This is a genomic window from Ruegeria sp. BB6, assembly GCF_056539385.1.
Genome location: NZ_JBQFUW010000001.1, coordinates 665,631 through 684,259, shown reverse-complemented (window position 1 = coordinate 684,259; position 18,629 = coordinate 665,631). Strand labels below are relative to the sequence as shown.

Sequence of the window (18,629 nt, the reverse complement as noted above, 5' to 3'; positions counted from 1 at the left end):
GCCGTTTTCTTATGAGGGCGGTATGGCAATCAAACGGATTTCGTCAGGCGGAGAATTTGAGGCCAAGGTCGGCTATTGCCGCGCTGTTGTGGCAGGCGGATGGGTTCATGTCTCTGGTACGGTCGGGCAGGGTGACGGTGTTGTTGAACAGTGCCGATCTGCACTTGAGGTGATCGAAAAGGCGTTGAGAGAAGCCGGCGCCAGCTTTGCGGATGTGGTGCGCGTGACATACATGCTGCCTGACAAAAGCGAATTTGAACCCTGCTGGCCGATCCTCCGTGAAACGTTTGGGGAAAACCCTCCGGCGACAACGATGATTGAATGTGCATTGATCGATCCGAAGTTCCGGATCGAAATCGAAGTGACCGCATATCTGCCGGAATAGCGGCTGTGGTCCGTGTGGCACTGGACCTTGGCGAGCCTTTGGTCCATATCTGCAGGAACAGAAATGCCGGAGTCAGACGATGGGAATCCTGAACAGTCTTTTGCGGGCCGTAACCTGGTGGAACGGGGCCACTCTGAATACGCAGATTTACACTGCGCGTAAGGGAGTGAAGGTTGGCGAAGATAACGAAGGCAATGTTTTTTATCGCAATTCCGACGACAGCAAACGCTGGGTTATTTTCAATGGTGAGGCTGAGGCCAGCCGGATTGACCCTGACTGGCATGGATGGTTGCACCGGACCTGGGATGAGCCTCCAACGGACAAGCCGTTGCAGCATAAGTCCTGGGAAAAACCGCATCAGGAAAATTTGACAGGTACAGCCCTGGCCTATGCGCCTGCGGGTTCGTTGCGCCGACCTGACCCGGTCGAGCGTTCGGACTATGAGGCATGGACCCCAGAATAAGCGAGGCGAGCAATGTCGAGCTATAATGTAACCGAAGTCCTGGTGGGCGGGGCCGTTCTTGCCTGTGCCGTGGCTTTTGGCGTTTATGCCAGCCAGTCAACCGGCCTGTCGCAAAGCGGGCCGGGGTACGAATTGGGTGCATCCTTCCGATCGCTTGAGGGTGTCGGTGTCGGCACCGATGTTCGACTTGCCGGCGTTAAGATCGGGACCGTGACAGGTGTTGAACTGAACCCCGATACTTATCGCGCGGACACAACTTTTTCGATCTCTGACGGGATACTGGTGCCGGATGACAGCGCGATCGTCATCTCGTCCGAAGGTTTGCTGGGCGGAAACTTTGTCGAGGTAATGCCCGGTGGATCGCCCTTCTTCTTTGAACCCGGTGATCAGGTCGAGGATACGCAGGGTGCGGTCAGCCTGATTTCGCTTCTGGTCAAATTCGTGGCCGGGGATGGCAGCGAATGAAGCGTTTATTTCTGATTGCAGCGCTGCTTGTGTCCACGGGCGCAGCAGCCCAGCAAAAGGTCCAATCTGGTCCGGGCGCGATGCTGCGTGGTTTGGATAAGGTGAGCGGACAGACCGTTGATGTCGAGATGCAGAGCGGTCAGACCGAAGCGATATTCGGCTTGGATGTTGCTTTGGGCGATTGCCGCTATCCGGCAGAAAACCCGACCGGGGACGCTTTCGCCTATCTCACGATTTGGGAAAAGGGCAAGACAGATCAACTGTTTGACGGATGGATGATCGCCACTTCCCCGGCGCTGAATGCGTTGGATCATTCACGTTACGATGTCTGGGTGATCCGCTGTATAACGCCGTCCGGCGACTGATCCAGCTCTGCGGTGAAGTCTGCGCTGGCGTTGATAGCCACTTCCAAGGCCTGCCTGTATTCAGAGCGCGGAACTTCAATCGCGCCCAGTGAAGCCAAGTGCGCGGTTAGAAATTGGGTGTCGAACAACAAAAAACCGGTGCGCCTTAGCCGATCGACCAGATAGGCCAGCGCAATTTTCGAGGCATCCGTTCGCCGCGAAAACATGCTTTCACCGAAGAACGCAGCGCCCAGGGAAACTCCGTAGACACCTCCGATAAGCGCGGGGCCGTCCCAGACTTCTAATGAGTGCGCATGGCCGGATTGGTGAAGGCGTTGATACAGATCCCGAAGCTCTGCATTGATCCAGGTGTCGGCGCGGTCGGCACAGCCGTCGACAACACCAGCGAAGCCCTGATTGATCGTAACTGAGAACCCGCATTTGCGGATTCGCCGCGCAAGGCTGCGCGATATGTGGAACCCGTTCAGAGGGATTACACCCCGAAACTTTGGGTCGACCCAGAACAAGTCCGGGTCGTCACGGTGTTCGGCCATCGGGAAAATGCCGATGGAATAACCATGTAGCAGGAGTTCGGGAGAAAGGCTCATGCAGACAGTCCGACGTTCGAGGGGCAAAAGCCCCTCGAAGTGGTTGTGTTACTCGGCCATATTCTCCGCAAGCCAATGCTCCAGCCAGTGAATGTTGTAGTCGCCGCTGTGGATGTCGGCTTCTTGCAGCAGAGCATGGAATAGCGGCACAGTCGTGTCGATTCCGTCCACGATCAATTCACCCAAGGCGCGTTCCAGACGCGCTAGTGCCTCTGCCCGGTCGCGGCCCTGCACGATCAGCTTGGCGATCAGCGAGTCGTAGTAGGGCGGGATCGAGTACCCGTCGTAAAGCGCTGAATCCATCCGCACACCCAGACCGCCGGGCGCGTGATAGGCGCTGATCTTGCCGGGGCAGGGTGAGAAGTTGGGCAGCTTTTCTGCGTTGATCCGAACCTCGATGGCGTGGCCGTTGATTTCCAGATCGTCTTGACCGAAGGACATGTCCTCGCCTGCGGCCACGCGGATTTGTTCGCGCACCAAATCGACGCCGAAAATGCCTTCGGTTACAGGGTGTTCCACCTGCAGGCGAGTGTTCATTTCGATGAAATAGAACTCGCCGTTTTCATACAGGAACTCGATGGTACCTGCGCCGATATAGTTGATCTTGGCCACAGCGTCGGCGCAGATTTTACCAATCTTGGCGCGTTCTTCGGGGGTGATGCTGGGGCCGGGAGCCTCTTCAAACACTTTCTGGTGGCGGCGCTGTAGCGAGCAGTCACGTTCGCCCAGGTGAACCGCTTTGCCTTTGCCGTCGCCAAAGACCTGAATCTCGATATGGCGCGGCGTTGTGAGGTATTTCTCGATATAGACCTCGTCATTGCCAAAGGCCGCTTTGCCTTCGGCCCGCGCGGTCATGAAGGCGCTTTCCATCTCATCGGCGGTCTGCGCGACTTTCATGCCACGTCCGCCGCCACCGGCGGTGGCCTTGATGATGACGGGATAGCCGAATTCCTCACCAATGCGCTTGGCGTCTTCCAGTGTGGGAACACCACCGTCCGAGCCGGGAACGCACGGCACGCCCAACGCCTTCATCGTGTCCTTGGCGGTGATCTTGTCACCCATCACACGGATATGTTCGGCGGTGGGGCCGATGAAAGTGATGTCGTGGTCCTCGACGATCTGCACGAATTCAGCGTTCTCGGACAGGAAGCCATAGCCGGGGTGGATCGCCTGCGCGCCTGTGATTTCACAGGCCGAGATGATCGCGGGCACGGACAGATAGCTTTGCGGACTGGGCGGAGGGCCGATGCAGACCGACTCGTCCGCCATGCGCACATGCATTGCGTCGCTGTCGGCGGTGGAATGGACGGCGACCGTCTTTATCCCCATCTCGCGCGCAGCGCGGATGACGCGCAGGGCGATCTCGCCTCGGTTGGCAATCAGGATCTTGTCGAACATGGGCCCGCCTTACTCAACGATGACCAGAGGAGTGCCGAATTCGACGGCATCACCGTCGCCCACGAGAATGCGCTTGATGGTGCCCGACTTGGGCGCGTGGATGTGGTTCATGGTTTTCATGGCTTCGACGATCAGCAGCGTGTCGCCTTCGGACACGGATGCGCCGACCGAGATGAATGCGGGCGCGCCGGGTTCGGGCTGCATGTAAACGGTGCCGACCATCGGCGAGGTTACCGCACCCGGATGGCTGGCTGGGTCTTCAGCGGCGGCCGGTGCTTCGGCAGCAGCAGCCGGGGCCGGAGCAGCAGGTGCAGCGGGGGCCGCAGTCGGAACTGCCACCTGAACCGGGGCTACGGCAGCGGTTTGCGACAAGCGGCTGACGCGTACATTCAGGCTGTCTTCCTCGCCATATTCGCGTTTGACCTGCAACTCGGTCAGGTCGTTCTCGCGCAGCAATTCGGCCAATGCCTTGATGAATGCCACATCCGCTTCGTGTTTGGTTTCTGTCATGAGTGTCCTCGACGGTTCCCCTATGGCCCGTCTGTGTCTTGCGGGCTTTGGTCTGATTACGCAGCGTTATAAGCCATGCGCTCGGTCATGAAAAGCGCAGTCTCGGCCTGTCAGATGGGGGTTTTAACGAAGATTGCGAGGGGCGAAAGGGGTCAGAGAGGCATTCCGGAAAGTTTCGCGACGAGTTCAGGCAGTTTACGCGCCCCGAATTTCTCGAGAAGGCGCGCGCGGTATGCTTCGATGGTGCGATAGCTCAAGCCAAGTTCGACGCCGATTTCCTTGGCAGACAGGCCGCGGCAGGACAAAATCGCGACTTCGCGTTCCCGCGTGGTCAATTCGACCAATGGGCGTTCTTCCGAGATGTCGGAAAAGCTCCAGATGCCGTGGCGGAAGGGATCGTCCGGGGTCAGTGAGCGACCGCGCGCGCGGCACCAGAACAAGTCACCATTTCGCCGCCGCATGACGCGTTCGTCCGTGTAATATCCGGTATCGCGCATGACCTGAAGGCTGCGAGCACCAATGCGTTCCCAATCCGCGACCGAGGGATAAAGATGCAGCAGGGGCATGTTGCGATATTCGGCTTCGTCCCCGCCGAAGGTGCGAGCAAACTGCAGATTGCAGCGACGGATGATACGGTTTTCCAACTCGACCAATCCGATAGGAGCATATTCAAAGGCAGCATCACTCATCCTGGTATCGTGCCGGGAATTGGTTGGAATTAGAAGGGGTAGCACGCAGATTGTGGTGCTGACGGGCGTCAGGACGCTCCTCATGATTGTGCAAACACTCTGTCAAAGGTGTAAATTGGGTTTGAAAACTCAGGTCTAAAAGATAGAAAACAATATAGAGTTCAGAAAAGACTGAAGGCTTGAGAAGATGGGTTTCGCTTGGGGAGGAGCGAGAGCATGCGCGACACGCTGACAGGCAGCCGTATCCGAGAGAGGCGACAAATCGCGGGTCTGCGTCAGGCAGAGCTGGCGCGTCAGGTCGGGATCTCGGCCTCGTATTTGAACCTGATCGAGCACAATCGCCGCAGGATTGGCGGCAAGCTGCTGGTCGATATCGCCTCGGCTCTGGCTGTTGAACCTTCGCTGCTGACGCAGGGGCTGGAGGCGACGCTTATTTCCGCGCTGCGCGAGGCTGCCGCGGATGCGGTGGGGCAGCAGGCCGAAGTCGACAGTCTGGAGGAGTTCGCGGGGCGCTTTCCGGGGTGGGCTGCTGTGCTGGCCCAGATGCACAGGCGCGTTGTCTCGCTTGAGCGGACGGTCGAAACCCTGTCCGACCGCTTAACCCATGATCCACATCTGGCCGCCTCGATGCATGAGGTTCTGTCCACGGCGGCTGCGATTCGTTCGACCGCAGCGATTCTGGCCGAGACGCAGGAAATCGAACCGGAATGGCAGGACCGCTTTCATCGAAACTTGCACCAAGATGCCGAACGCCTTGCCGACAGTTCCAAGTCTTTGGTTGCCTATCTGGACGATTCTGACAGTGCCGATGACCGCCGGGGCGTTCCTCTTGAGGAGGTTGAGGCATTTTTTGAACAGCACGGGCACCACTTTCCCGAGGTTGAGGCCGGAGGAGAGATCGCTGCAATAGACCTGAGCGAGATGGATTCTGTGGCTGCGAAAACTGTGACTCGTGGCTTTTTGGACATTTATGCGGCTGACGCGAAGGCCATGCCATTGGAAGCAGTAATAGATTCTCTGGCTGGTGCCGAGCCTGACCCAATCAGGCTGGCAGCACAGTTTTCAGTGGACATTGCGACGGTTCTGCGGCGCTTGGCAGCATTGCCCGACGGGGTTCTGTCACGTCCGACCGGGCTGGTCGTTTGTGACGCGTCTGGAAGTATCTTGTTTACCAAGTCGGTGCCGGGATTTGCGATGCCGCGCTTTGGTGAAGCGTGTCCTTTGTGGCCTTTGTTTCAGGCGTTGAACCGACCTTTGGTGCCGATCCGCAAGCGTATCGTGCAGCTAGGCCGTTCTGCCGCCGAGTTCGATTGCTTTGCCTATGCGTGGCCGCAAACGATCTCCGGGTATGACGACGCGCCTGTCTACCGCTCGGTCATGCTGGTCCGTTCCGTCGAAGAAGGCGGGCAGGGCGGCCAGCCGGTTGCCAAGGTCGGGCCAAGTTGCAGGGTATGTCCGAACGCTGACTGCGAGTCGCGCCGAGAGCCGTCGATTCTGAGCGAAGGCTTTTGACACTTTCCTGACAGACGGCGTAAGCTGGCACAGACAGGACTGCGGATGGGTATCCTGTCACGGGGAGGAATGAAACATATGAGCCGTAAGGTTCTACTGATTGAGGATGAGCCGAACATCGCCGAGGCCATTCGGTTTCTGCTGACGCGTGAGGGTTGGCAGGTCGAAACGCACGCCGAAGGATCGGACGCTGTCGAGGTCATTCAGGGCGCAAATCCTGATCTTGTTATTTTGGATGTCATGCTGCCGGGCAAAAGCGGCATGGATATTCTGCGCGATCTGCGCGAGTTGGAGGACCTTCGGGGTCTGCCGGTCTTGATGCTAACCGCACGCGGCCAGCTTCGGGATCGCGAAATGGCCGAAAGTGCGGGCGTCAGCCGCTTTATGACCAAGCCGTTTTCCAATGCCGAGGTCCTGACCGCCGTGCGGGATCTGCACGCGCAGGCCACACAATCATGAGCAATGGCGAAGATCGGCAGCCTCAGGGTGTTCGGCCTTCGCTGTTTCTGGAACGCCAAAGCTATCGTCGTCGTCGGTTGACGGATGCGGCCCGGTTGTTGCCGATTCTCGGGGCTGCGCTGATCGCAATTCCGTTGCTTTGGCCCGAGCCGGGGGAAACCGGGGCGGTCACTTTGTCGTCGGCCATCCTCTATATCTTTACCTGCTGGGGGCTGTTGATACTGATTAGCCTGATCTTTGGCTTCGCCGCCCGTCGCACGGCGGCGCGGGATGACACCGACCCGGACGCGGACCGATGGCAACGCTGAACCTTCTGATCCTTGTGTGTCTGGGCTATGTGGTTCTTTTGTTCGGTGTGGCCTTTGCCGCTGACCGAATGGCAGCCGCTGGGCGTGGCGCGTGGCTGCGATCCCCGCTGATCTATACGCTGTCGCTGTCGATCTACTGCACGGCATGGACATTCTACGGCGCGGTCGGAAATGCTGCCCGGTCAGGGCTGGAGTTCGTGACGATTTATCTGGGTCCCACGCTGGTCATGATCAGTTGGTGGTGGGGGCTCAGGAAACTGGTCAGGGTCGGGCGCAGCCAAAGGGTGACCTCGATCGCTGACCTGATCTCGTCCCGGTATGGCAAGTCGAATACGCTGGCGATCTGCGTGACCATTCTGGCGGTGCTTGGTGGTACGCCCTATATCGCCCTGCAACTGCAATCCATCACCTTGTCGTTCTCGATCTTTGCCGAGGCCGATCCGTCCGGCCTTTACCGAGAAGGGTCGAGCGTGTTTTGGGTGGCCGCTGGGCTAGCGGTTTTCGCCATCCTGTTCGGGACACGAAACCTGGACGCGAACGAGCGTCACCACGGGGTTGTGACCGCTATCGCGTTGGAATCCGTGGTCAAACTGTTCGCTTTGCTGGCGGTCGGCATCTTTGTCGTCTGGGGGGTCGCAGGCGGCGTTGGGCCGATGATGGATCGCATAGACGCCTCGGAGATTGGTCAATGGAACGTGGACGCGGGGCGCTGGACGACGTTCATCTTCTTGTCTGCTGCGGCTTTTGTCTGCCTGCCGCGCATGTTTCAGGTCATGGTGGTTGAAAACGCAGATGAAGGACACCTGAGGACAGCGGCGTGGGCGTTTCCGTTGTACCTGTTGTTGATGAGCCTCTTTGTGGTGCCGATCGCCGTGGTGGGTCTGGACCTGTTGCCGGAAGGATCAAACCCGGACCTGTTTGTTCTGACTGTACCCCTATCGCAGGGCAATGACTGGCTGGCCATGCTGTCCTTCATTGGCGGTTTCTCGTCGGCCACGTCGATGGTGATCGTCACGGCGATGGCCTTGTCGACCATGGTCTCGAACCACCTGGTGATGCCGATCTGGTTAAGCACTCAGGAGGGGTCGGGGTCCGTATCCGGCGACGTTCGGCACGTTGTATTGGTCGCGCGCCGTGTCTCAATCGCGGCTATCATGGCGCTGGGCTATTTCTATTATCGGCTGTCCGGTGGCGGCGCGGCGCTTGCCTCAATCGGACTTGTGGCCTTTGCTGGGATTTCTCAGATTCTGCCCGCTCTGGTCGGAGGTTTGTTCTGGCGTGGGGCAACGCGAACAGGCGCGCTGGTCGGGCTGACCGTGGGGTTCCTTCTGTGGATCTACACGCTGCTACTGCCCGGGATGGGTGGGGCGCTGATGTCCGACTCGGTTCTGCAGAACGGTCCGTTCGGGATCGGCTGGCTGCGGCCGCAGGCGTTGTTCGGGATCGAAGGTATGGATCCGATGGTCCATACGGTCATGTGGTCGCTATCCTTGAATACCGTCGCTTTCTGCGTGGCGTCGCTGCTGAGCTTTCCCAGCCCGCTGGAACGCTTGCAGGGCGCACAGTTCGTCAACGTCTTTGACCACTCTGTCGCGCCGCGCGGGTGGACCGGCTCAGTTGCGCAGAGCGAGGATCTGATGATCATGACCCAGCGAATACTGGGGGCTGGTCCCGCGCAGGAGTTCTTTCAGGCCGAAGCCGAACAACAAGGCGGACGGTCCAGCCTGCCCGAACCAACACCCGCCTTTCTAGAGCGTCTGGAGCGTGAATTGAGCGGCTCGGTCGGGGCGGCGACGGCGCATGCCATGATCGGCCAGATTGTCGGCGGGTCTTCGGTGTCGGTCGAGGATTTGTTGGCGGTGGCCGACGAATCCGCTCAGTTGCTTGAGTATTCCAGCCAGCTAGAGGTGAAATCCGCAGAGCTCAGTCGCACTGCACTGCAATTGCGAGAGGCAAATACCAAACTAACGCAGATTTCTGAGCAGAAAGACAGCTTCCTCAGCCAAGTCAGTCACGAATTGCGGACGCCCATGACCTCGATCCGCGCCTTTTCCGAGATCATGCGAGACACCGACGGACTTAGCCCTGAGGAGCAGACACGTTATGCCGCGATCATCCATGACGAGGCTCTACGGCTGACACGATTGCTTGACGATTTGCTCGACCTGAGTGTTCTGGAAAGCGGTCAGGTCAACCTGAATATGGGCGGGGATACCCTGCGCTCGGTGTTGGATCGGGCTGTATCCAGCGCCTTGGCCGGTACCAGCAAGTCCCTGACGGTGCGCCGATCGAAAACCTCTGAACGCATCCCCCTGCACACAGATTTGGATCGTTTAGGGCAGGTGTTCATCAATTTGATCTCCAACGCGCAGAAATACTGTGACGCTGACGAGCCGGTCTTGACTATTTCGGCGCACGACGTCGGCGGGCAAGTCGTGATTGATTTTGCGGATAACGGAAGCGGAATTCCACCCGAAGCCCGTTCCATGGTGTTTGAAAAATTCGCCCGAGTAGGGGGCGACAAGGCAGGCGGAGCAGGTCTGGGCTTGGCAATCTGCCGTGAGATCATGCAGCGTCTTGGTGGGGAAATCAGCTATTTGCCCGGGCAGGGGGGTGCAGCCTTCCGTGTCAGAGTGCCGCTTGCTTACAGACAAGCCGCACAATAGCTCCGACGTAAAGATATTCGTAACCTGCGTTGGAGTAGACCTGATGCCAGACACAGTTTGGATTGACGGTTTCGGGCATGACACAGCCGGTCAGCGCAGCCTTGGCGCGAAAACTAACTGCAGGACAGGAGGGGCGGGGCGATAGACCTCATTCGGTGCTGCGCGCGCTGCGTTTGGCCTTGGCGCGCGCCGCTGCTGACAGGCTGCGGCTGCCGCTGGCTGTAATTGCGGCAAAGCAGGTGGCAGGGATTCCGGATACGCTGGGAGGTCAGGTTGGTGATGACTGGCTGTTGTTGCAATTCACCGATGCCGAAGGCCTGCAAGCTGCTGTATGTATGGATTTGGGGACCGTGTCGGCGATCGTGCAGGTTCAGACGGTCGGCGAAGTGATGCCGTCGCCCCCAGTGGAACGCGCATTTACAGACACGGACGCCGCAATGGTTGCGCCTTGGGTCGAAGAAGTCTTCAGACGCGCGGCAAATCTGGTTGAGGAAGCAGTCGATCAGGAAAGACTGGCCGGATATCAGTACCGTCATAGACTGGCCGATTTGCGAACCTTGTCGCTTGCTTTGGTCGAAGACGCGTATGTCTCATATGACCTGACCGTGGAGCTGGGGAATGGTCTGCGGCAAGGGAAAGTTTCTGTCCTTTTGCCAGAGCTTTCAAGCGGTTCAGATGCCGAGGAGCATGATGAAGATGCCGCACTTAAACTCGGGCAAGGGGCAGGTGTTCTTCGCGCTGAACTGGACACAGTGATATGTCGAATGTCGGTGCCGCTGGCCTCTCTGTCCGCGCTGGCGACCGGGGACATTCTGCCGCTGGCTGGTGCAAGACTTGACCAAGCCGAAGTATTGACGATTGACCGTTCTCGTGCAGCCGTAGGGCGGTTGGGGCAATGTGGCGGGATGCGTGCCGTTCGTCTGAATGAGCAGGTTCCATTGCCTTCACCCTTGGGTGCGGACACGCAGGAATTTCTCGCAGCTCGGGCGCACAGCCAGCCTGCGGCAGACATTTCAGCAGATTCAGCCGAAATTGTCCTGAACGAAGCCAACGGCCTAGTGGACGATCTGGAGTTAGGCGATTCTGATCAGATTGCCGCGGAAATTTCAAAGCTGGCCGGTCTGAGTGATGACGCAGGACAGCTTAGTTGATCCTGCGGTACTACTCGCCCGAGTTCCGTATTTGATTGAGAGCAGGGCGAAGGTTTTCCAGCGCGTAACCAGCCTTGGTGGTTGCATCCAGAATTTCGTCGGTGCTCATCCGATCGCATTGACCCAGCGCCCAGACGACCGAACAGCGTGTGCCAGACGCACAATAGGCCAGAACCGGTCCACTGCAGCTTTCTGCCAGCTCGCGTTGGAGGGCAACGTTTTCAGGCGTCATCGTCTGATGGGTCAGTTCCAGGACTTCGTACTCAAGTCCCGCAGCACGGACGGCCTGACCGATCGCGTCTGACTGCATGCCCGTTGGAACTTCGGTATTCGGGCGGTTGCAAATGACCTTGACGAAACCGGCTTCGACAATGGCTGGAATATCGTCAACCGTGATTTGCGGCGAGACGGCGTAGCGGGGGGTAATGGGTCGAATCTCCATGCCAATTGCTTAGGCTGCGTTTGCGGATCTGTCCAGTTGTGCCCCTACGGTTGGCGCAGCGTACATACCTGCGATCATTGCCGCCAGAAACACTAGCCCGCCCAGACCCCCGTATGTCACAGACGCGATTGCAGGTCCCGGACAAAGCCCGGCCAATCCCCATCCTGCGCCAAACATAACCGAACCAAGGATCAGGCGGCGGTCCAGTTCTGGAGGAGACATGGCGGGAAAGGTTCCACCGGTCAAAGGGTGGCGACGTTCCGTCAGACGCCACGCGAGCAGCATCGGTAGGATCGCTCCGCCCATTACAAAAGCCAAGGTTGGATCCCAGTTCCCGAACACGTCCAGCCATCCCTGAACCTTGGTCGTGTCGGTCATACCCGAGATCAGAAGACCCGCTCCGAACAGCGACCCTGCGATCAATGAAATCAGCAAACGCATCAGATCACCCCCCACATATGGCGCAAAACCGCGAGGGTGATCGCTCCGGCCAAGATATAGACGACAGTGGCCACAATACCGCGCAAAGAAAACCGCGAGATACCGCAAACCCCGTGGCCCGAAGTGCAGCCATTGGCGACCCTGGTGCCGACGCCGACCAACAATCCTGCTAGGATGATCACAGCAAAGTTGCTGGTCAGGTGCGTTTCCGGTGCGGGGGAAAGCAAAGGGCGAAGCAGTAGGGGCATCCCGATAAGGCCCGCTACGAATACCAGCCGCTCGAGCGTGCGGTCGCTGTTGTCAACCAGCCCGCCCAGTATGCCGCTTGCTCCCATAATTCGTCCGTTTCCAAGCAGATAGACGGCGGCACCCAGTCCTATAAGGATGCCTCCGCCCAGTCCCCATATCCATTCTGACTGCATAGTTATTTCCTTGCTTCTGCACCTTGCAGGGTCACAGTTTGTTCACCGGGATCTTCAGAAAAACATCCCCTTGTTCGTCCGCTGGCGGCATCTGACCTGCGCGCATGTTGACCTGCAGGGAGGGCAGGATCAGGCGGGGCATGCCAAGTGTCGCATCCCGAGCATCGCGCATCTCGACAAATTCCTCGACCGATCTGCCCTGTCCTATGTGGACATTGAGCGCCTTTTGCTCTCCGACCGTTGTTTCCCAGGCGTATTCATCCCGGCCCGGAGCCTTGTAGTCGTGGCCCACGAAGATACGGGTTTCGTCGGGCAAAGAGAGAATTTTTTGGATTGAGGCATACAGCATTTCCGAGGACCCGCCCGGAAAGTCGCACCTTGCGGTGCCAAAGTCTGGCATGAACAGGGTATCGCCGACGAAAGCGGCATCACCGATGACATAGGTCAGGCAAGCCGGAGTATGGCCAGGTGTGTGCAGAACATCACCGCGCATTTGGCCCACGTGAAAGCTGTCGCCTTCGCGGAACAACGCATCGAACTGACTGCCGTCACGCTGAAACTCGGTCCCTTCGTTGAAGATTTTGCCGAAGGTTTCCTGAATGGTGACAATCTGGTCCCCAATTCCGATCTTTCCGCCAAGTTCCTGCTGCAGATACGGCGCGGCCGACAGATGATCCGCGTGAACATGGCTTTCCAGAATCCACTCGACTTTCAGGCTGTTGTCGCGGACGTACTCAATAATCTTGTCGGCGGAGCCGGTGTTCGTTCGGCCCGATGCGTGGTCGAAATCCAGTACGCTATCGATGATCGCGCAGGCCGTGCCCTCGGGTTCCTGCACCAGATAGGACACCGTAAACGTGTCTGTATCAAAAAACGCTTTCACCTTGGGTGTCATCTCGCCCTCCGTCATTGCTGCCCAATACGTATGTTAATTACGGAATGTATCGGGATCAACTGTCCGTGATTTGATGTTTGTCAAGGCAGGTTAAAGCAGAACGGCCTAGAATTTAACCATTCCGCAGTTCGCTGCCGAAACAGCATTTGGTGCAGGCGGGTTTTCGCGTGTCCCCGGGTTAAGATCAGCAAGTCTTAAAACGGTTACCTATATCAGGGTAATAAGGCACCATTTGGGAGGATGGAAATGTCTACACTGAACTTGTATTCCGAGGCTGAACAGCTTGAGCAGAAGCTGCAGGGAGCTTGCCTTGAAACGCGTTTGGCCCTTCAGCCAAGTGTGACAAAGGTTATTGAGCGGATGCGGCAAGAGGGTGTCCGTGTGCCTTCGCGATTGCGGCGACTGGATGCCGCGCTGTGTGAAGACGCGATGGAGGCTCAGTTCGACAATCTGCCGATTTAACGCGCAAAGCTAGCTGAACGATATTCCCAGAATAACCAGCATCAGTCCAATTACGGACAGAAATAGCGAGGCCAGGTTCCACGGCAGGACACCCTGAACAACAGCGCGCAATTCGTCGTCAGATAGGCCGGATTTGCGCGCTTTCATCACACGCAGAATACACCAGACGAGCCCCAAAAGACCGGCGAGGGACAGGGCTGCTCCGCCCCAGGTGATGATTTCAAACATGGTTCCCCACATTGGCCTGCAAATTTCTACTGCGCTTATCGGATCACCCCGCGCCACACAAGCCCGGCGCCGGATTGTCCGCTTGCGGCGCGCGCGGCAGCGATGTATCCGGCTTAGTGCCGTTCTGCGGTAACAGACCTCAGCCTCCGGGAGAAAAATAAATGGAAGATATGACCGAAGATCAAGCCGCCGCCAACTATCGCGTAACAGCGGGAGAGCTGCGTCAGTTTATCGAACGGTTTGAGCGTCTGGACGCCGAGAAAAAAGACATCGCTGAGCGGCAGAAAGAGGTCATGGCCGAAGCCAAGGCGCGCGGCTACGATACCAAGGTCATGCGCAAGGTGATCGCTCTGCGCAAACGTGACAAGGACGATATCGCCGAAGAAGAGGCGGTGCTGGAAATGTACAAAGAAGCGTTGGGCATGGGCTGACACCGCTCAGCCCAGGGTCCGTTAAGGGCGCCGTTTCGCGTGCAGTTCAAATATTCCGACCAGTCCGCTCTGAAGCGTGCTGCGGTCAAAGCTGGGCCTTTCCAAACCAAAGGGAATACAGCGAACTGTAACCTGCCCCGGGGCGTGTGAATCAAGGTCTCAGAAGCCGAACCCCCGGCATGGTTTCCAGCCTTGCAAGGTCTTGTTCGTACAGCTCTGAAAACGCTTCGATAATCTCGGTGTTCCAACCGGGAAGTTCCAGTTCTTCTTCGACCATATCGGGCCGCGCATGTTCTTCCAGAACCTCAGCTAGCGCGTCCCGGGTGCTGGCTTGATTCTGATCTGATCCTGCGCTGACAATTTCCTGTGCCTTCTCCTTCCCCGCCTCGGTCAAAAGCGAGAGCAACAGGTCGTGCTCGCCTTGAATGGGCGTGTCCTCAGGCAGGCCAGAGATTGATCGGACAATGTCTCCCCACAGAAACGGCGATTCCTCATTGCTCCAGAGCGTAATTTTAACCTCCGGTGCCAGATCGCGGATGTCGTCGATCATTCCTGTCCAACTTAGGCAGCTCAGGTCAGTGCTTCGGGTGATGTTTTCGCGGTCTGCATCCGGCAGTGACATCAGGAGTTTCGGCACAAAGCTGCCCGGATTTCGCAATGAAAAGAAAAGTTCAAGCTGTGTGCTGCCCAACGCCTGATCCAGCAGGGACATCCGCTGCCCGGCCAGTGGATAAAACTGTCCGTGCTGTATGGCAGATTTTCCATCGGCAATAAGGTCGTTGCTTAGAAATACAGTGCGACGAACTTGCGGGTCAGAGGGCAAGGCTGCCTGAACTTGATCGATTTCCTGTGGCTTTAGCGGGCGCGTAGGAGGCGCAGCAAAAGCAGGCTTGAACACCTGCCGGTATCGGCGCGGCCCAAATGTTGCAACGCCTTGTTCAGAAAGCACATTCTTGTTGGCCCGTAAGGACCTTGATAGCCTGCCTTCGTCAGTAAATGCGGCTCCTGCGTGGATCGCAACCTGCATATTCGGTTCTTACCCTTGCATATTTTGCCCCATCTGCCGAGTTACATGCTGCCTGCGGCGCAGTCAAACCCGCCAGCGAGAACCAGTGAAATGAGGGGTCTGGCAATGAAAATCCAAAATCCTAAAGATAAGATAAAAAATCAGGGTTGCAGTCCTGAACCAGAGGAAGTAATCGACACCAAGTGCCCCTATAGCTCAGCTGGTAGAGCAACTGATTTGTAATCAGTAGGTCCGCGGTTCGAGTCCGTGTGGGGGCACCACAAAATCAAAGACTTGCGCTACTTTTCTCGGCTACAATCGATTGTTAGGACGTCTATAGGACGCATCAGTTTTTTCGTGCGCACGTGGATTTTGTTCCAATCATGCATTGGGAGATTCGGGGTCAGCTTTCATCTCCGGGTGGGTGGTTGTGCAAAACGAGGAGTTTCCAAGGACATCGTCTCTACGCGAGTGAGTGAATTTTGCCACTCTAATAAGTTGAGTGTGAAACTATGTTTCGAGCGAGGTTGTTGGTGACAAAAAACTGTGAGATTCCGAGGCGGAATTTTGCTCTGGAGATGACCGTGAAAGACATTGAAGAATATAGAAAACTTGTTGTAGATGACCTTTTTCAAAATAACTCATTTAGTGCTGCGTGGTCAGTCTGGAAGCCAAGCATTGACGCCCAGACAGCAACGTTAAGTGACCCGGTCAAAGTTTTCCAACTGGGCGCGAAGCTTAGAGACATTTTCTTCCTGACAAAAACCGCAAAAACACAAGGTGCAGTGAACCGTGCTGGCGAAGCGTGGGAAGCTTTTGTGGCTTGGTATCTCAATACAATTTTTTCTGGTTCGCGTGGAATCGCAATCAAGAAGAAGGCGGCCCTTATCCCCCAATGTATTCAAGATGCAATCTCAATCAACTACGGGTCCGACCAGACAAACAGCGAGTCTGACTTGGTCGTCATCGTTTTCCCAGAGAACTTCAATTTCCCCGCAATGGGCGCAACTATGCAAGAGCTTTCCGACTTAATCGCGGCGAGACTGCATGAATTCGAGATTGGTGTTATCCAGTGCAAAACCAATTGGAACGAGAACGCTCAAGTCCCCATGCTCTGGGACATGGTTTATCGTGCAAAGGGCTTTTCTGATGGCAATATTTCTATCGGGAAGAACAGCCATTCTGTAGATGACGCGAAGAAATTCACCTACTCCTTCGTTACAGTGCCAACCCAAAAGAAACGGTTCCATTCAACGTTGATGCCAGTTCGTCGCGTGAGAGGTCTGTCTGGGGGGAACTATTGGGGCATGCAGACCTCAAATGGAGTCGCATGGAGCGTCAACGAGATTTTCTCTCGCAACTACAGGTCCGCATTTGACAAGCCTATTCAGCAAAGCATCGCGGACGCCATTACGGCAAAGAAAGGTGTATTTGGTTCACACTAGAGCCTGGACATAATCCGCATGTAGTGCTACCAATGTAGAACACATCTACATGGGGTACGAGAATGTTCGATTCGGAGGCGCAACAAGCGACCGAAAAAGCGGAGACGACGGCAGTTGTGCGCCCAATGATCGACTTGTTTGCAGGTTGTGGCGGCTTGTCTCTTGGATTCGAGCAAGCCGGTTTCACTCCTGTTTTCGTTAATGAACTAAATGACGATGCTCGAGCAACATATCTCCTGAACCGCAAGCACTTGATTGGAGGTCTTGAATTCAACTCGATCCCTGAGCTTGCGTCCTCTGACGTTCACAGTTTGACTACAGAACGTCTCAGGGACCTAGAGAGCAAGCTGAGAGAACTGGATAACGACCTACGTTTCGGCCCTGATGGCACTATCGATGTGCTTGCAGGAGGACCGCCGTGTCAGGGATATTCTGGTATTGGGCATCGCCGGTCTTACTCGGTAGACAAAGCAGATCTTCCGTCAAACCAACTTTATGAGCGGATGGCGTTCGTAATTGAACATGTCCAACCGCGTATATTCTTATTCGAAAATGTTCGCGGACTCCTTTTCTCCCGCTGGACTTCTGATGGCAATAAAGGGGAAATTTGGGACGACGTATACGGGCGCTTTCGGCGTCTGGGTGAGGAATTCGGATACTCCGTTCGCTGGCGTTTAGTGCTGGCTAGTGACTACGGAGTTCCGCAGAACCGACCTCGTGTTTTGATTGTCGGTATTCGCAATGATATTGTCGAGGCCGCATCTGGGTTTTTAAGAACCGATGAAGACGACCATGACGCTTACAAGGCCAACTATTTGCCGCGCTATGGCCAGCACAACGTACCGGATTTGATAGATTTGCTTTCTGATCTTGAAGCCAAAGAGATTGGAGAAGCTTTGGTTTCTCAGGAATTCTCTAAACCATTTCAAACACTCAAATATGCGTCTAAGGCAAAGACTCCTGTGCAACAACTAATGAGACCGGGCAAGCTTGCACGAAAAGGTTCGGCTTTGACTGAACAGGAGTATAGCAGGCACGCGTCTCGCATTGTCACAAAGTTCCAAAAGATGATTGAGAACGGTGGCGAGATTCCCGAAGAATTTAAAACTAAGAAGTTTGCGCAAAAAGTTCTGCCGCAGAGATGGGGAAATAAGCCCCCTTCGATCACTGCAACATCAATGCCTGACGACTATGTACACTACCGGCAGCCCAGAACTTTAACTGTACGCGAATGGGCGCGATTGCAGACTTTCCCGGACTGGTATCAGTTTGCAGGCAAACGGACGACGGGCGGCTTACGCCGCGCTGGAAACCCTCGTGAGGGACTCCACGACCGAGAGGTGCCCAAGTATACTCAGATTGGCAACGCGGTCCCCGTGCGTCTTGCTGAGGCTGTGGCGGCTCATTTCGATCTGATTTTAAGGGAGGCTGGTATTCCCAGCGACTGATATGGACATCTTCACGCCGGAAAAGCGCTCGAGAATTATGCGCGGTGTGAAGTCTAAGGACACCAAGCCAGAAATGATCGTGCGAAGGTTGCTTCACTCGCTTGGATATAGGTACAGAGTTCACCAAAAGGGAATTCCCGGCAAACCGGACCTAGTGTTTGTAGGTCGCCGAAAAGTAGTTTTCGTACATGGTTGCTTTTGGCATCAACACGCATCCAAGGACTGCCACATAGTTCGGCGACCTTCTTCAAACACCTCTTTTTGGAATGCCAAACTGGACCGAAATATCCAGCGAGATAAAGACGTCCAGCTGCAATTGAGGGAAATGGGATGGGAAGCAATTACAGTTTGGGAATGCCAAACCCAAGATCTTGAAGCATTGCGCGACCGATTGGTGCATTTCATAGGTGAGCGGCGACAAAACAAGTTAGGCTAAGGATGGATAAGCCTG

Annotated in this window: 24 protein-coding genes and 1 tRNA gene; 15 read left to right on the top strand and 10 right to left on the bottom strand. The window is 56.3% G+C overall.

All coding sequences use genetic code 11. The features are described from left to right. The first annotated feature begins 22 nt into the window (after positions 1-22). The 4 genes from ACR0B7_RS03360 to ACR0B7_RS03345 all read left to right on the top strand — a co-directional run bounded on the left by ACR0B7_RS03360 (position 23) and on the right by ACR0B7_RS03345 (position 1,678). Positions 23-385, top strand: a complete 363-nt coding sequence (locus tag ACR0B7_RS03360) for a RidA family protein (protein ID WP_170414487.1) — start codon at positions 23-25, stop codon at positions 383-385. A 79-nt stretch (positions 386-464) separates the two neighbouring features. Further along, a complete protein-coding gene (locus tag ACR0B7_RS03355) occupies positions 465-848 on the top strand; it encodes an NADH:ubiquinone oxidoreductase subunit NDUFA12 (RefSeq protein ID WP_170484655.1) in 384 nt (127 codons plus the stop codon). A gap of 12 nt (positions 849-860) precedes the next feature. Then, complete coding sequence (gene mlaD / locus ACR0B7_RS03350; protein WP_170484657.1) at positions 861-1,313, top strand: outer membrane lipid asymmetry maintenance protein MlaD; 453 nt, start codon at positions 861-863, stop codon at positions 1,311-1,313. Beyond that, complete coding sequence (locus ACR0B7_RS03345) at positions 1,310-1,678, top strand: DUF2155 domain-containing protein (RefSeq protein ID WP_170386542.1); 369 nt, start codon at positions 1,310-1,312, stop codon at positions 1,676-1,678. Before mlaD ends, ACR0B7_RS03345 begins: the two co-directional genes overlap by 4 nt. Here the strand turns inward: ACR0B7_RS03345 and aat are convergent. The 4 genes from aat to ACR0B7_RS03325 all read right to left on the bottom strand — a co-directional run bounded on the left by aat (position 1,633) and on the right by ACR0B7_RS03325 (position 4,862). Next, entirely contained in the window at positions 1,633-2,265 is a 633-nt protein-coding gene (gene aat / locus ACR0B7_RS03340; RefSeq protein ID WP_170484659.1) for a leucyl/phenylalanyl-tRNA--protein transferase, read from the bottom strand. The genes ACR0B7_RS03345 and aat overlap by 46 nt on opposite strands. Positions 2,266-2,313: 48 nt before the next feature. Then, complete coding sequence (accC, locus tag ACR0B7_RS03335; RefSeq protein ID WP_170386548.1) at positions 2,314-3,663, bottom strand: acetyl-CoA carboxylase biotin carboxylase subunit; 1,350 nt, start codon at positions 3,661-3,663, stop codon at positions 2,314-2,316. A gap of 9 nt (positions 3,664-3,672) precedes the next feature. Next, positions 3,673-4,173: an acetyl-CoA carboxylase biotin carboxyl carrier protein gene (accB, locus tag ACR0B7_RS03330; protein ID WP_170484661.1), complete on the bottom strand. Its 501-nt coding sequence runs from the start codon at positions 4,171-4,173 to the stop codon at positions 3,673-3,675. Between the two features lie 152 nt (positions 4,174-4,325). Next, the gene (locus tag ACR0B7_RS03325; RefSeq protein ID WP_170484663.1) at positions 4,326-4,862 is read right to left on the bottom strand and encodes a LuxR C-terminal-related transcriptional regulator; all 537 of its coding nucleotides are present in this window, start codon (positions 4,860-4,862) and stop codon (positions 4,326-4,328) included. Between the two features lie 216 nt (positions 4,863-5,078). Here ACR0B7_RS03325 and ACR0B7_RS03320 point away from each other — a divergent pair, with 216 nt between their 5' ends. The 5 genes from ACR0B7_RS03320 (at position 5,079) to ACR0B7_RS03300 (ending at position 10,958) form a co-directional block, all read left to right on the top strand. Further along, positions 5,079-6,374, top strand: coding sequence for a helix-turn-helix transcriptional regulator (locus ACR0B7_RS03320; RefSeq protein ID WP_170484665.1), 1,296 nt, complete (start codon positions 5,079-5,081; stop codon positions 6,372-6,374). A 78-nt stretch (positions 6,375-6,452) separates the two neighbouring features. Continuing rightward, positions 6,453-6,833 carry a response regulator gene (locus ACR0B7_RS03315; protein ID WP_170386560.1) on the top strand — a complete coding sequence of 127 codons (381 nt, stop codon included), beginning with the start codon at positions 6,453-6,455 and terminating at the stop codon, positions 6,831-6,833. Beyond that, entirely contained in the window at positions 6,830-7,141 is a 312-nt protein-coding gene (locus ACR0B7_RS03310; protein WP_170484667.1) for a hypothetical protein, read from the top strand. Before ACR0B7_RS03315 ends, ACR0B7_RS03310 begins: the two co-directional genes overlap by 4 nt. Continuing rightward, on the top strand, positions 7,129-9,807 hold the full coding sequence (locus ACR0B7_RS03305; RefSeq protein ID WP_170484670.1) for a sensor histidine kinase: 2,679 nt from the start codon (positions 7,129-7,131) through the stop codon (positions 9,805-9,807). Before ACR0B7_RS03310 ends, ACR0B7_RS03305 begins: the two co-directional genes overlap by 13 nt. A 77-nt stretch (positions 9,808-9,884) precedes the next feature. Further along, entirely contained in the window at positions 9,885-10,958 is a 1,074-nt protein-coding gene (locus ACR0B7_RS03300; protein WP_170484672.1) for a FliM/FliN family flagellar motor C-terminal domain-containing protein, read from the top strand. 10 nt (positions 10,959-10,968) lie between these two features. On the opposite strand, the gene ACR0B7_RS03295 is transcribed toward ACR0B7_RS03300, so the two are convergent. The 4 genes from ACR0B7_RS03295 to ACR0B7_RS03280 are packed head-to-tail and all read right to left on the bottom strand — an operon-like array spanning position 10,969 to position 13,158. Next, entirely contained in the window at positions 10,969-11,400 is a 432-nt protein-coding gene (locus ACR0B7_RS03295) for a TIGR01244 family sulfur transferase (RefSeq protein ID WP_170386572.1), read from the bottom strand. Between the two features lie 9 nt (positions 11,401-11,409). Next, positions 11,410-11,841 carry a DUF6691 family protein gene (locus tag ACR0B7_RS03290; RefSeq protein WP_170484674.1) on the bottom strand — a complete coding sequence of 144 codons (432 nt, stop codon included), beginning with the start codon at positions 11,839-11,841 and terminating at the stop codon, positions 11,410-11,412. Continuing rightward, entirely contained in the window at positions 11,841-12,263 is a 423-nt protein-coding gene (locus ACR0B7_RS03285) for a YeeE/YedE thiosulfate transporter family protein (RefSeq protein ID WP_170484675.1), read from the bottom strand. The genes ACR0B7_RS03290 and ACR0B7_RS03285 overlap by 1 nt, the downstream gene beginning before the upstream one ends. A gap of 31 nt (positions 12,264-12,294) precedes the next feature. Next, the gene (locus ACR0B7_RS03280; RefSeq protein ID WP_170414527.1) at positions 12,295-13,158 is read right to left on the bottom strand and encodes an MBL fold metallo-hydrolase; all 864 of its coding nucleotides are present in this window, start codon (positions 13,156-13,158) and stop codon (positions 12,295-12,297) included. A gap of 246 nt (positions 13,159-13,404) precedes the next feature. Between ACR0B7_RS03280 and ACR0B7_RS03275 the strand changes: the two genes are divergently transcribed. Then, a complete protein-coding gene (locus ACR0B7_RS03275) occupies positions 13,405-13,620 on the top strand; it encodes a hypothetical protein (RefSeq protein ID WP_170386586.1) in 216 nt (71 codons plus the stop codon). A 9-nt stretch (positions 13,621-13,629) separates the two neighbouring features. On the opposite strand, the gene ACR0B7_RS03270 is transcribed toward ACR0B7_RS03275, so the two are convergent. Further along, positions 13,630-13,848, bottom strand: a complete 219-nt coding sequence (locus ACR0B7_RS03270) for a hypothetical protein (RefSeq protein ID WP_170386591.1) — start codon at positions 13,846-13,848, stop codon at positions 13,630-13,632. A gap of 161 nt (positions 13,849-14,009) precedes the next feature. Between ACR0B7_RS03270 and ACR0B7_RS03265 the strand changes: the two genes are divergently transcribed. Then, positions 14,010-14,279 (top strand): DUF2312 domain-containing protein, encoded by a 270-nt coding sequence (locus tag ACR0B7_RS03265; protein ID WP_170576683.1) that lies wholly within the window; start codon positions 14,010-14,012, stop codon positions 14,277-14,279. A 151-nt stretch (positions 14,280-14,430) separates the two neighbouring features. Here ACR0B7_RS03265 and ACR0B7_RS03260 read toward each other — a convergent pair whose 3' ends face one another. Next, entirely contained in the window at positions 14,431-15,306 is an 876-nt protein-coding gene (locus ACR0B7_RS03260) for a hypothetical protein (RefSeq protein WP_170576682.1), read from the bottom strand. Positions 15,307-15,490: 184 nt separating this feature from the next. Here ACR0B7_RS03260 and ACR0B7_RS03255 point away from each other — a divergent pair. From ACR0B7_RS03255 to ACR0B7_RS03240, 4 genes are all read left to right on the top strand, one after another. Next, positions 15,491-15,566, top strand: a tRNA-Thr gene (locus ACR0B7_RS03255). A 303-nt stretch (positions 15,567-15,869) separates the two neighbouring features. Next, a complete protein-coding gene (locus tag ACR0B7_RS03250) occupies positions 15,870-16,730 on the top strand; it encodes a hypothetical protein (protein ID WP_480680904.1) in 861 nt (286 codons plus the stop codon). Between the two features lie 62 nt (positions 16,731-16,792). Next, positions 16,793-18,178 carry a DNA cytosine methyltransferase gene (locus ACR0B7_RS03245; protein ID WP_480680902.1) on the top strand — a complete coding sequence of 462 codons (1,386 nt, stop codon included), beginning with the start codon at positions 16,793-16,795 and terminating at the stop codon, positions 18,176-18,178. Between the two features lies 1 nt (position 18,179). Next, the gene (locus ACR0B7_RS03240; protein ID WP_480680901.1) at positions 18,180-18,614 is read left to right on the top strand and encodes a very short patch repair endonuclease; all 435 of its coding nucleotides are present in this window, start codon (positions 18,180-18,182) and stop codon (positions 18,612-18,614) included. Positions 18,615-18,629: the final 15 nt, after the last annotated feature.